Source organism: Gemmatimonadota bacterium (genome assembly GCA_039715185.1).
GTDB lineage: Bacteria > Gemmatimonadota > Gemmatimonadetes > Longimicrobiales > RSA9 > DATHRK01.
In genome coordinates, this window is sequence record JBDLIA010000092.1 from 1 (window position 1) to 12333 (window position 12333).

General features: G+C 71.4%; 11 protein-coding genes. 10 read left to right on the forward strand and 1 reads right to left on the reverse strand.

Going from position 1 to position 12333, the window contains the following annotated elements:
• A partial coding sequence (locus ABFS34_13655) for a DUF11 domain-containing protein (protein ID MEN8376486.1) occupies nucleotides 1-1351 on the reverse strand: 1351 nt, incomplete at its 3' end.
• Between the two features lie 378 nt (nucleotides 1352-1729).
• Here ABFS34_13655 and ABFS34_13660 point away from each other — a divergent pair.
• From ABFS34_13660 to ABFS34_13705, 10 genes are all read left to right on the forward strand, one after another.
• Nucleotides 1730-2500 (forward strand): BTAD domain-containing putative transcriptional regulator, encoded by a 771-nt coding sequence (locus tag ABFS34_13660; protein MEN8376487.1) that lies wholly within the window; start codon nucleotides 1730-1732, stop codon nucleotides 2498-2500.
• A gap of 112 nt (nucleotides 2501-2612) precedes the next feature.
• Nucleotides 2613-4277 (forward strand): glucose-6-phosphate isomerase, encoded by a 1665-nt coding sequence (locus tag ABFS34_13665; GenBank protein MEN8376488.1) that lies wholly within the window; start codon nucleotides 2613-2615, stop codon nucleotides 4275-4277.
• Nucleotides 4278-4304: 27 nt separating this feature from the next.
• On the forward strand, nucleotides 4305-4874 hold the full coding sequence (locus tag ABFS34_13670) for an RNA polymerase sigma factor (GenBank protein MEN8376489.1): 570 nt from the start codon (nucleotides 4305-4307) through the stop codon (nucleotides 4872-4874).
• Entirely contained in the window at nucleotides 4858-5631 is a 774-nt protein-coding gene (locus ABFS34_13675) for a hypothetical protein (protein MEN8376490.1), read from the forward strand. The genes ABFS34_13670 and ABFS34_13675 overlap by 17 nt, the downstream gene beginning before the upstream one ends.
• Complete coding sequence (locus ABFS34_13680; protein ID MEN8376491.1) at nucleotides 5628-6383, forward strand: hypothetical protein; 756 nt, start codon at nucleotides 5628-5630, stop codon at nucleotides 6381-6383. The genes ABFS34_13675 and ABFS34_13680 overlap by 4 nt, the downstream gene beginning before the upstream one ends.
• A 62-nt stretch (nucleotides 6384-6445) precedes the next feature.
• Entirely contained in the window at nucleotides 6446-8227 is a 1782-nt protein-coding gene (locus ABFS34_13685; GenBank protein ID MEN8376492.1) for a serine hydrolase domain-containing protein, read from the forward strand.
• 66 nt (nucleotides 8228-8293) lie between these two features.
• Nucleotides 8294-10513, forward strand: a complete 2220-nt coding sequence (locus tag ABFS34_13690) for a xanthine dehydrogenase family protein molybdopterin-binding subunit (protein ID MEN8376493.1) — start codon at nucleotides 8294-8296, stop codon at nucleotides 10511-10513.
• Nucleotides 10510-10962, forward strand: a complete 453-nt coding sequence (locus ABFS34_13695) for a (2Fe-2S)-binding protein (GenBank protein MEN8376494.1) — start codon at nucleotides 10510-10512, stop codon at nucleotides 10960-10962. The genes ABFS34_13690 and ABFS34_13695 overlap by 4 nt, the downstream gene beginning before the upstream one ends.
• Nucleotides 10959-11786: a xanthine dehydrogenase family protein subunit M gene (locus ABFS34_13700; protein MEN8376495.1), complete on the forward strand. Its 828-nt coding sequence runs from the start codon at nucleotides 10959-10961 to the stop codon at nucleotides 11784-11786. Before ABFS34_13695 ends, ABFS34_13700 begins: the two co-directional genes overlap by 4 nt.
• A gap of 5 nt (nucleotides 11787-11791) precedes the next feature.
• The coding region (locus ABFS34_13705; protein ID MEN8376496.1) for an amidohydrolase family protein at nucleotides 11792-12333 on the forward strand (542 nt) is incomplete at its 3' end.

The following is a 12333-nucleotide window of genomic DNA, read 5'->3' on the forward strand; positions in this document are numbered from 1 at the left end:
CCGCTACACCCGGTCCCGGGTTCCAGACCAGGATCTTGAAGCCGATCGAGTCTCCCGCTGACACGGTGTCGGCGAGCGCCGTCTTCTTGATCATCAGGTTCGGACACTGGACCACCACGTCGGCCGTATCCATCACCGTCGTGTCGTTGTCGGCAACGGCCCAAGCCTTGTTGGTCACGGTGCCGCAGTCCGCCGCGTCGGTCGGGCTCTTGAGGGTGACGAACGCGCTGTCACCCGCAGCGATGTCGCCGAACAGGCAGATCAGCTCCTGCAGCGGGCCCGCTATGGTGCCTATCGAGCAGTCGGTGTTGTCGGGGTCCTCCGTCCAGTTGAGCCCGCTGTCGGGCAGCGTGTCGGTGAGGACGACGTTGGTCGCCGGCCCGGTGCCGTTGTTGGAGACCACGATCCTGAAGCCGATCGTGTCGCCCGCGCTCACCGTGTCGGCCAGCGCGTCCTTCCTGATGGCGAGCTCCGGCGGCGAGACCAGCACGTTGGCCGACATCTGCAGGTCCATGGAGCCGGCGCTCTCGCCGTCGAGGGTGACCAGGCCGAGGTGGTAGGGAGATCCGTTGACGTCGCCGGCGCCGCCGTTGTCCCAGATGTCCGAGCGGGCCACGTGCGCGCCGAACAGGAGCAGGATGCCGTCGTCGCCCGAGGCCACGGTGGCCGCCGCGGTCGGCGTGACCGTCATGAACAGGAACGCCTCCGCGTCGCCCGCGGCGGGACAGCCGTCGAAGTTGATGCTGTCCACCACGATCGAGCTCATGTTGATGCCTTGGATGACCATCTTAGCCGGCGTGGCTTCGACGATCGCCTCGGCCATGTCGGTCGAGTGCTGCGACGCCGCACCGCACGCCGCATCGACAGCGCCCTGGGACAACGCGTCCATGGAGAGCGAGATGAAGTCGATCGGCTGCAGCACGTCTCCGACCGTGCAGAAGCTGGGCACGTCGAAGTTGCTTTCCGTGCACGGATTGGCGTTGACCATGTCCTCGTTCCACAGGCCCAGGAAGTCGTGGGTGGTCTTGCCGCCCTTCAGGAACCCGTACGTCATCTCGATCTCGAACGGGTCGGTGTTGTTGATGCTGTTGACGCGCAGGACCTTCGGGACGAAGTCGCCCTCCTCGTAGATGTTGTGCGTCTGGTTCAGGTTGCCCGTCACCCAGTCGCAATCGTCCAGCTTGTCCTGGTTGTTCTGGCACTGCTTCCAGAACTGCTTGTTGGGCGTGCCGGTGACATCCGCCAGCGGTTCCTCCGGGATGTCCAACACGGTGGGCGGCGTCTCGGAACAGGCCAGCAGAGTCGTTGCCGACAGGAGTCCGGCGACTGCGATGCGGTGCAACCGAATCATCGTGTTCCTCGCGACGGGGGGAGAGGGCCGACGTGTCGTACAGAAAGCAGGCGCGCGTCCGCGGCGCCAACTCAAGCGCGCGTCATCACGCGTCGTATGCATGCTTACAAACAAAGCGTCTCGCCTGCCGGTTGTTGGCCGAACAGGCGCGCGAGCCGAGAGCGTCCAAGAATCTCGGCGGGGAGTGAACCAATCCCGTGTGGCTAATCACAAACCAAGCGTCTGGAGCGACGCCGCGCGGGCCGTCATACGGGTCGAGGTGTGAGGCCAGGCTCCTCACGAACCTTGCGACCGCAGCCCACGCGGAGACAGTATTGGGGCGTAGGCGTCATCTCTTCGTACTCCGTGTGTCATCTCCCCGCGCGCGAGGTAACGAACATGCTGCGACTCCTGACGTTGGGAGGACTGTCCCTCGCGGATGCGAGTGGGCGCGAGGCGGTCGCCATCCTACGGCGGCCGAAGCGGCTGGCGTTCGTGTGCCTCGTCGGAGCCAGCAGGGATTGGGTATCTCGGGACCAGATCCTCGGCATGCTATGGCCGGACCTGGACGAGGATCACGCGCGCCACGCCCTTCGGCAGACGCTCTACGAAGTAAGGGCCGCGCTGCCGGACGGCGCCCTGGAGTGTCAGGGCGGGGCCGGCGTGCGTGCGCGTTCGGATGCCCTGTGGTGCGACGCGCGTGTTCTCGCGAAGGCGGCTCGGGAGAAAAGGCACGCGCGGGTTCGGGATCTGTATGGGGGCGAGTTCCTGCCGGGCTTCCACGCGGCGACCCCGTCTTTGGCGTTCCAGGAGTGGGTCGAAGCGCAGCGTATCCGCCTCCGCTCTCTGGCGTTCTGGAGCACCTGGTCGCTGGCGCTCGAGGCCCGGGCCGGGCACGACGACGTCCTCGCGGCGCGCCTCGCGGTCGAGGCGGCGGAGCTTCAGCCCTACGACGAGATCATACTCCGCGACACGGTCCGGTTCCTCACCGAGTTGGGAGACCGGGCGAGGGCTCTGGAGGTCTACCGGGGGCACCTGCGTCGGTGGCGCGCCGATCTGGGCGTTGAGCCCGCGGACCGGACCGTCGCGCTAATCGAGGCAGTCCGAAGGGGGGGTGAGCTTCCCGAGGACCCGGGAGCGCTACTGTCCGCGCCGGCCGCCGGGAGCTAACCAGGCTTCTCCCGGACGTCCTTGCGCCCTATTGTGCCCCCCGGCCGATCGGCCGGGGCCAGCGCGCCTCGCCGACCCTCCATCGCATCCCGACGGGAGCGCATCCTCCTTCATGATTTCCGCTTCCTTCGGTGAACACTCGGTAGCCATCGGGCAGGCCGTCGCGGAGGCCCGGGAAGCCGGGATCATCCGCCGAATCAGGGAGCGCGACCACACGCTGTGGAAGCCCGACCCGGGCGAGATCGCCAACCGGCTCGGCTGGCTGCGGGCGCCCACCACCATGCGCAAGGAAGCGGGGCGCATCGCGCGCTTCGTCGAGGAAACGGCGGCCGGCCGGGTGCTGGTGCTCGGCATGGGCGGATCGAGCCTGGCCGCGGCGGCGTTCGGCGAAATCTTCGGTGGACAGGGGAGGGGGGGCCTACCCCTGGGGGTGGTCGACACTACCGCTCCCGACGCCATCCGTGAGATTTCGGGATCCGCCGAACCCGGAGACACGCTCCACATCGTGGCGACCAAGTCGGGGAGCACGGTGGAGACGCTGTCCGCGTTCCGGTACTTCCACGCGCGCACCCTCGAGTCAGCCGGCGGGTCGGGGGAAGAGGCGGCCAAGCTCGCCGGGACGCGGTTCGTGGCGATCACCGATCCCGGCAGCCCGCTGGCGGAGTCGGCCCGCGCGCGAGGCTTCGCGGACGTGTTCCTGAACCCCAGCGACGTGGGCGGCCGCTACGGCGCGCTCACCTTCTTCGGCCTCGTCCCGGCGGCCCTGGTGGGTGTGGACATCGACATGCTGCTGGTCCGCGCCGAGGAGGCGATCCGGGCCAGCCTGTCCGGGGACGACGACCGCGCGCTCGTCCTGGGCACCGCGATGGGCGTCCTGTCGGCGCTCGGCCGCGACAAGCTCACCGTCACCACCTCGCCCGAGATCGAACCGTTCGCGGACTGGCTGGAGCAGCTCGTGGCGGAGTCCACCGGCAAGGAGGGCAAGGGCGTCCTCCCGGTGGTCCGGGAGCCGCTCGGCGCGCCGGACGCCTACGGATCCGACCGCGTGTTCGTCGACCTGGCGCTGCCCGACGATCAGGAGCGCGACCTGCCGCTGGCCGACCTGGAGCGCGCCGGACACCCGGTGATTCGCCTGGGACTCCGGGACAAATACGACCTGGGCGGGCAGATCGTCCTGTGGGAGCTGGCGACAGCCGTTACGGGGGCACTCCTGGGGATCAACCCGTTCGATCAGCCGAACGTGGAATCGGCCAAGGCGCGGGCGCGCGATCTGGTCGAGGCCTACCGCCGGACCGGCACGGCGCCGGGGACGCCGGTCGCTCCGCTCGAGGCCTTGGCGCTGGCCGAGTTGCTGGACGGCGCGGACCGGGGCGACTACGCCGCGTTGCAGGCGTACCTGCCGCCCACGGCGGACACCGACGCGGCGCTGTCGGAGTTGCGCCTGGCGATCCGCGCGCGCTACGGATTCGCCACCACCGCCGGCTACGGCCCGCGCTTCCTGCACTCCACCGGGCAACTGCACAAGGGCGGCCGCGGCAACGGCGTGTTCGTGCAGCTCACTGCGGACCCCGTCGAAGACCTGGCGATTCCGCCCGCGCCCGGGGACGATCCGGAGTCCGGCTACCCGCTGACCTTCGGCACGCTGCTGTCGGCGCAGGCCGCCGGCGATCGAGCGGCGCTCGAGGAAGCGGGGCGTCGCGTGATCCGATTCGACGTGGGCCCCGACCCGGCGGGCGCGATCGGCGGGTTGGCCGAAGAGCTGGCCGCACCTCAATAACCGATCCACTCGCGGCGTTAGGTTGGGATGGCACCGTCGCAAAAACCGTCGAGCGGACTGCTCGCACGAGCCCGCGCGGGTGACGCGGGCGCCTTCGCGGGCCTCTTCGACCGCCACCGAAACGCCCTCTTCGCGTTTCTGGTACGATCGTGCGGAGACGCCGATGAGGCCGAGGACCTGCTCCAACTCACGGCGATCAAGGCCTGGCGAGGGCTCGACGCTTACGAGGATCGGGGCCGCTTCGGCGCGTGGCTGTTCACGCTGGCGCGCCGGACGATGATCGACGAAGCCCGGCGGGCGACGCGGGCACGGCGCGCGCTCGACGGCCTGGGAGCGATGCGGATCGGCGGAGGTTCTCGCCACGGGCCGGACGCCGACCTCGAGGCCGGTGAGGTTCGACGCGCGATCGAGGGTGAGTTGAGCCGGCTAACGGAAGAGCGGCGCACGGTCTTCCTCCTCAGACACCACTCTCCGCTCACGTTCCGGGAGATCGCCGAGGCGCTCGACATGCCGCTCGGCACCGCGTTGAGTCACATGCACCACGCCACTAATTCCCTGAAGAAAGCCCTGAGGTCACACGATGTCTCGCTCTCCTGAACGGCGCGCCTGTCCGTCGCCCGCCCTGCTCCTGCAACACGCGTACGGCGAGCTCGACGCGGACGTCGCGCTGCTGGCGTCGGAGCACCTCGATTCGTGCGCTGAATGTCGGGCTTACGTCGATGGTGTAGGGCGCGTGAGGGCTGCTTACGAGTCTCTGCCGGCGCCCGCGAGCCGAGGGAGCACCCTGGACGCCATATCGGGCTCGGGGCGAGGCTCGCCGGATCTCGCCCCCCCGGCGTCGGCTCCCGGGGTGCGCGCGCGCGGCGGCGGGTGGATGGCCGCGGCGGCCGTGGCGGCGGTGGCGTTCGCCGCGGGGGTGCTGACGACCCGGGGTGGCGTGGTGGATCGCGGCTCGACCCCCGAGCCCCGGGTCTTCCCGGCCGGCCCGGTGTCGTACGCGGCGGGATCGTCGGCCATTACGCGCCTCGGCGTGGTGTCCGCCGCCGCCGAACACGGGGCGGACGACCCGGCGCTGACCGAGCTCCTCATCCGGGTGCTGGAAACCGATCCCAGCCCGAACGTCCGGCTGGCCGCGGTCGATGCGCTGGCGGAGCGCTCGCCGGAGAGGGCCGAGTGGGCGCGCCTCGCCACAGCGCTCCAGAGGGAGCCGTCGCCCGCGATTCGCCTGGCGCTGATCGACCTCGTGGCCGCGGGCCCGGGAGGCGGAGCCGCCATTCTGCGGAAGCTCGCCAGCGAGGACGCGGACGAGTCCGTGCGGCGCTGGGCGGCCCAGGCGCTGGAGGAGAGCCTGTGAGGTCGCGAACCTGGAGCGTCCTGCTCGCCGCCGCCGCGGTCGCCACGGCGGCGCCGATCGCGGCCCAGTCAGCGCTGCGGTGGTCCGGCGTCTTCCCCACGGATGCGAGCGGCGCGCCCCCACGACTCGTGGTCGACGCTCCGTACCTGTCCCTGTCGGTGAGTGGCCACGACGGCGACTCCATCCACGTCGTAATGGAGGCCGTCGAAGCCGGCCTGGTAACGCTGCCGACGCCGGTCCTGGCGGGCGGCATCCTGCAGCTGCTGGAGCCTCGCAACACGGACCGGATGAGGGTGGAGATCCGGGTGCCCCGTCGGACCGCCGTCTCCCTGCGTACGTCGAACTATCGGCCGGTCACGATCGCCGGAATCGAGGGCGATATCGAGGTGGAGAACTCGAACTCGGGTATTCGCCTGGAGGGATTGAGGGGCGCGGTGGTCGCGGCTACATCGAACGGAGCCATCGACGCCGCCTTCGACAGTCTTCCCGCGCGCGGTCCCTTGTCTCTGTTGACCAGCAACGCCCCCGTGACGCTAACCCTGCCGGCGGGAGCTGCGGCGGATCTCCTGGCCGAGACCGACAAGCGCGTGCGCAGCGATTTCCCCGTCGCACCGGTTGAGGGAGCGCCCTCGCCGGCGCGGGGCCGGGCTCTGCGCGGCAGGCTGGGCGGCGGCGGCGTGCTCATACGTGTGCGCACCGACAACGCGGACATCGTCATCCGACGAGCAGAGCCCTCGCCCCCTTCTCAATAACCGCGCGCCGCGGCCCGTTCTCCATCCCGAGGACCGACTTCCACCGCTTCGGGAGCGCCAGCATGCGTCGCAACAGAACCAGATCTCCCCATCCCATGGCCGCCGCCGTCTGGTTCGCCCGAGGGTGCGCCGCCGCGCTCGCGCTGGCCGGCGGCCCGGCCTCGGCGGCGCACGCCCAAGCCGACCCGGAGACGCCGGCTCTCGCGTGGCGGTCGGCGATCGATTCGATCTTCGAAGCGTGGAACGGGACCGCCACGCCCGGCTGCGTGTGCGCCGTCTCCAGCGACACGGAGCTTCTTTTCGAGGGCGCGTACGGCATGGCCAATCTCGAGCTCGGCGTGCCCCTCGATCCGAACTCGGTGTTCTACGTCGCCTCGGTGTCGAAGCAGTTCGTGGCCGGCAGCGTGGCCCTCCTGAGCGTGCGCGGTGAGTTGGAGCTCCAGGCGGACGCGCGGGCGCTGATGCCCGAGCTGGGGGGAATCGGACGGCCGATTCCGGTGCGCGCGCTGGCCCAGCACACGAGCGGCCTGCGCGACTACTTCAGCCTGTTCCGCCTGGCCGGCCGTCACGAGCTCGATCACCTGGACAACCGACGGGTCCTGCGCATGCTCGCGCGCCAGCGGTCGCTCGAGTTCGCGCCCGGCGAGCGCTACGCGTACAGCAACTCGAACTACGTGCTCCTGGCCGAGCTGGTGGAGCGAGCGAGCGGCTCGCCGCTGGGCGAGTTCGCCGAACGGGAGCTGTTCGGGCCGCTGGGCATGCACCACACCGCCTTCGAGGACGACCACCGGCGCGTGGTGCCCGGGCGCGTCGCCAGCTACGGGTTCGAGGACGGCCAGTACCGTCGCTTCCTGAAGGAGTTCGACGTCGTCGGCGACGGCGGCGCGCTGAGCACGGCGCGCGACCTGGCGGCGTGGGGCCGAAATCTGCTGCGACCGTCCGTGGGAGGCGAAGCGTGGGTGGGCCTCATGACGACGCCCGGCACGCTCGCTGACGGCTCCCCGCTGGACTACGGGCTCGGGACCCGCCTGGGCGAGGTGGACGGCGTGGCCACGATCGGCCACACGGGCAGCCTCAAAGGGTTTCGCACGCGAGTAGTGGCGTTTCCGGAGCGCGCCCTCGTCGTCGTCGTCCTGTGCAACGCGGCCGACGCGAACGCCAATCGCCTGTCGGAGGCGGTCGCGCGCCGACTGCTATCGGCGGGGGAGGCGGCGCGCCGGCCCCAGGCGGAAGCCCACGTCGGCGCGGAGCAAGCCGACGAGGAGACGGCGGAGCCGGCCGCGCTACATCTGACCGAGGATCAACTGGCGAAGTGGGCGGGCCATTACTGGAGCGATTCCGAGGCGCTGGCTCGCGACATCTACTTGCGAGAGGGCAAGCTGTTCTACGAGCGCGAGGACGGCGACCGGGAGCTGGTCGCCGAACGGCCCGACCGATTCTCGATGCCGGGCTTCGGCATCCCGATAACCTTCCAGTTCCGCCGGGGAGAGGGCGGCGAGCGCCGGCTGACGATCCGCGTCGCCGACTTTCAGACGATCGACTTCCGCGAGTACGCGCCCGTCTCGATGAGCGACGTGGACGCGGCCGCTCTGATCGGGGCATACGGCAGCGTCGAGCTGGGCGTGTCGTACGAGATTCGGGCGAGCGGCGGCGGGCTCGAGCTTCTGGTGGCCGGCGATCACGATCCGGCTCCGCTGCGGCCCGTAATGAGGGGACTGTTCCTGGCCACGGTCGACGGGAGCCCCTACACGCTTCGGTTCGACGGCGGCGAGGCCGAAGCCACCGGCTTCAGCCTCGCCTCGGGACTTTCGCATGGACTGAGGTTCACCAGAGTCCGGTCCTGAGCCCGCGTTGCGCTCCCCGGCCCGCGCGCGGCACCTTGGGGGTCACCGCCACCAGCCCGGGGAACCATGGCCGAAGCGCCGCAGCCTCCATCGTCCGTCGGCACCAACGTCAGGCGTAGCGACGGCCTCGCCAAGGCCTCCGGGCGCGCGCTCTACATCGACGACCTGACGTTCCCCGGGATGCTGCACGGGCGCACCATTCGCTCCACGATCGGCGTGGGCTCGATTCGCGATATCCGGCTCGACCTCGGCGCCGACGGGTTCACCGTGGTCGACCACACGCACATCCCCGGCGCCAACGTGATCCGCCTCATCGACGACGACCAGCCGTGCCTCGCGCCCGGCGTGGTGCGCCACCAGGCGGAGCCCATCCTGCTGCTGGCGCACGAGGACCGGGAGCTGCTCTGGCAAGTCCGCGTGGAAATCGACTACGAGCCGCACGAGGCCGTTCTGGACTACGAGACCTCGCAGCGCACCCAGACCACGCTCGAGATCGACAAAGGGGACGTGGAGACGGCGCTGGCCGGCGCCGAGGTGGTGGTCGAGGGCACCTACCGCACGGGCCACCAGGAGCAACTCTACATAGAGACCAACGGCGTCATCGCCGTGCCCGAAGCGGGCGGCGTGACGATCTACGGGTCCCTGCAGTGCCCCTACTACGTCCACAAGGCGCTGCGGGTGCTCCTGGACCTGCCGGGCGAGCGCATCCGCGTGGTGCAGACCGAAACCGGAGGAGGGTTCGGCGGCAAGGAGGAGTACCCGTCCATGATAGCCGGCCACGCCGCCCTGCTCGCGCTCGAGGCCGGCCGGCCGGTCAAGCTGATCTACGACCGCGAGGAGGACCTCCAGGCGACCACCAAGCGCCACCCGTTCACCATCCGGCACCGGACCGGGCTGACGCGCGAGGGCGTCCTGGTGGCGCAGGACATCGACGTGCTGTCCGACGCCGGGGCGTACGTCACGCTGAGCCCCGTGGTGCTGTCGCGCGGTGTGATCCACGCGGCCGGGCCCTACCGCTGCCCCAACGTGCGCATCCGCGGCCGCTCGGTGATGACCAACACGCCCCCCAACGGAGCCTTCCGGGGGTTCGGCGCGCCGCAGACCATCTTCGCGGGCGAGGTGCACATGGAGCGCGTCGCGGAGCACATGGGCATGGACTCTGTGGAGCTGCGCGAGCTGAACGCCCTGCGGCCGGGCGATGAAACCGCCACGGGCGGCACCGTGGGACCCGACGGGAGCGCGCTGGAGGCGCTGCACGAGGCGCTGGAGCGGACCGACTACCGCAACAAGCGCGCGGCCTACGCGGCGGCGGCCGGGGCCGGCGGGCCGCGGCGGGGGATCGGGCTGGCGCTCTACCACCACGGCGCCGGCTTCACCGGCAGCGGTGAGGTGACGCTCGCGTCCGAGGCCGCGCTGGAGACGACCGAGGTGGGCGTGCGCGTCCTGTCGTCGACCGTGGAGATAGGCCAGGGCGCGCGCACGTCGCACGCGCAGATCGTGGCGGACACGCTGGGCATCCCCTTCGAGCGCGTCGAGGTGGCGCAGCCGGACACCGCCTACGTCCCGGACAGCGGGCCCACCGTAGCGTCGCGCACCTGCATGGTGGTGGGGGGGATCCTGCGCGACTGCGCGCAGGAGATGCTGGAGCTTCTGGAGGGCGTGGACCCATCGGCGCACCACCGCAGCAGGGGCCCGCTGCGGGTGCAGCGCGGCTACCGGGCGCCGCCCGGCCTGGTCTGGGACGAGGGCACCTACGAGGGCGACGCCTACGGCACTTACGGGTGGGCGTGCGACGTGGCCGAGGTCGAGCTGGACCCCGACACCTGGGAGGTGCGGCCGCTGCGCGTCACCGCGGTGTGCGAGATAGGCAAGGCGATCCACCCGCGCATCGTGCTCGGGCAGATCGAGGGCGCGACCGCGCAGGGCGTGGGCTACGCGCTGCTGGAGGAGGTCGTGATGCGGGACGGGCTGATGGCCAACGCCCAGCTCACCAACTACATCATCCCCACCACGCTGGACACCCCGCCCATCGACGCGGTCATCCTGGAGAGCCCCTACCGGCACGGACCGTTCGGCGCCAAGGGCGTGGGCGAGCTGCCCATAGACGGCCCCGCCCCCGCGCTCGTGAACGCGCTGCGCCACCTGCGCCTGGACGTGCGCGAGATCCCGGCCACGCCCGAGCGTCTGATGGACGCGCCGTCGCTGGAGGCCGGCGCGGCGGCGGAGCGCGGGGCAGCCCTGGATCCCGCGGCGCACGCGGGCGACGAGGCGGGGGAGGCGGCGTGAGTCCGGCGCGGAAGGTGCGCTTCCGGCTCAACGGCGAGGAGCGGGAGGCGGAGGCTCCGCCCATGAAGCGGCTGCTGGACGTCCTGCGCGAGGAGTGCGGGCTCACGGGCACCAAGGAGGGCTGCGGGGAGGGCGAGTGCGGCGCGTGCACCGTCCTCATGGACGGCGAGCCGGTGTGCTCGTGCCTGGTCGCGTTCGGGCAGGTGCGCGGGCGCGACATCGACACCATCGAGGGCCTGGGCGACGACCATCCCCTCCAGCTCGCGTTCGCCGACTGGGGCGGCGCGCAGTGCGGCATCTGCACGCCCGGGATGATCATGGCCGCGCTCGCGCTCGGCCCCGAGCCGACGCTCGAGGACGTGCGCACCGCGCTGGCCGGCAACCTGTGCCGCTGCACCGGATACGAGGCGATCTACCGCGCCATCCAGAACGCCGGCACGGGCCCGTGAGGAGCGCCGTTTCCGGCCTCGAGCTGCGCACCCCGGACACCCTCGGCGAGGCGCTCGAGATGCTCGCCGGGAACCCCTCGCTGGTGCCGCTGGCCGGCGGCACGGACGTCTACGTGGACCTCCAGTTCGGCACCGCCGCGCCGGCCGCCTACATGGACATTTCGGGGCTGGAGGAGCTCCGCTTCGTCGAGGAGCGCGGCGACGTCCTGGCGCTGGGAGGCGGGACCACCTTCGCCGCCATCCTGCGCTCGGAGGCGGTTCTGCTCAGGCTGCCGATGCTGGTCGAGGCCGCCGCCACCGTGGGGGGCGCGCAGATCCAGGCGGCCGCGACGGTGGGCGGCAACATCGCCAACGCGTCGCCGGCGGGGGACTCGCTGCCCGTGTTCGCGGCCGCGGACGCGACCCTGGTGCTGCGCTCCGCGAGCGGCGAGCGGCGGGTGCCGTTCAACGACTTCTACACGGGCTACAGGGAGACCAGGCTCGGCCCGGGCGAGCTGATCGTGGCCGTGGAGGTGCCCCCGGTCCGCGGCCCGCAGTGGTACCGCAAGGTGGGCACGCGGGCGGCGCAGGCGATCTCCAAGGTCGTGATGGCCGCCGTGCGCGCTCGGCGGCCCAGGGTGGCGTTCGGCAGCGTGGCGCCCACGCCGGTGCGTGCGACCCACGCCGAAGAGGCGCTCGCGTCCGGCGCCGGCGCGGCCGAGGTGCGCGCCGCGCTCGCGCGCGACATCAGCCCCATCGACGACGTCCGCTCCACCGCGTCCTACCGCCTGGCGGTGGCCGGCAACCTGCTGCTGAGCTGGTGGGAGCAGGGCGAAGCGGGGTGAGCTATCTGCCCCTGAGCTTGGCCGTGCGCGGGCGCCGCGTGCTCACGCCCGAGGGCGAGATCGCGGCCGCGGTCCTGGTCGCCGGCGACAGGATCCAGGCGGTCGTGGCCCCCGACGCGGTGCCCGCCGGGGTGGCCGTCGTCGACCTGCCCGAGCCCGACGTGCTGCTGCCGGGCCTGGTCGACACCCACGTGCACTTCAACGAGCCCGGGCGCGGCGACTGGGAAGGCTTCGCCACCGGCACCGCGGCGGCCGCCGCGGGCGGCGTCACGACCGCCGTGGACATGCCGCTCAACGCCACGCCGGCCACCACCACCGTACACGCGCTGGAGCTCAAGCGCGCCGCCGCCGAGGGGTCGCTGCGCGTGGACGTCGGCTTCTGGGGCGGCCTGGTGCCCGACAACGTCGAGGATCTCGTGCCGCTGTGGGACGCCGGCGTGCTGGGGTTCAAGTGCTTCCTGACGCCGTCGGGGGTGATGAACTTCCCGCACGTGGGCGCGCGCGGCCTGGCGCGCGCGATGCCGCTGCTGGCAGAGCTGGGCGCGCC

Excerpts from the sequence above, each read along its gene's own strand:
- ABFS34_13660 (MEN8376487.1), top strand. The coding sequence starts at position 1,730 with ATGCTGCGACTCCTGACGTTGGGAGGACTGTCCCTCGCGGATGCGAGT.
- ABFS34_13665 (MEN8376488.1), top strand. The coding sequence starts at position 2,613 with ATGATTTCCGCTTCCTTCGGTGAACACTCGGTAGCCATCGGGCAGGCC.
- ABFS34_13670 (MEN8376489.1), top strand. The coding sequence starts at position 4,305 with ATGGCACCGTCGCAAAAACCGTCGAGCGGACTGCTCGCACGAGCCCGC.
- ABFS34_13675 (MEN8376490.1), top strand. The coding sequence starts at position 4,858 with ATGTCTCGCTCTCCTGAACGGCGCGCCTGTCCGTCGCCCGCCCTGCTC.
- ABFS34_13685 (MEN8376492.1), top strand. The coding sequence starts at position 6,446 with ATGCGTCGCAACAGAACCAGATCTCCCCATCCCATGGCCGCCGCCGTC.
- ABFS34_13690 (MEN8376493.1), top strand. The coding sequence starts at position 8,294 with ATGGCCGAAGCGCCGCAGCCTCCATCGTCCGTCGGCACCAACGTCAGG.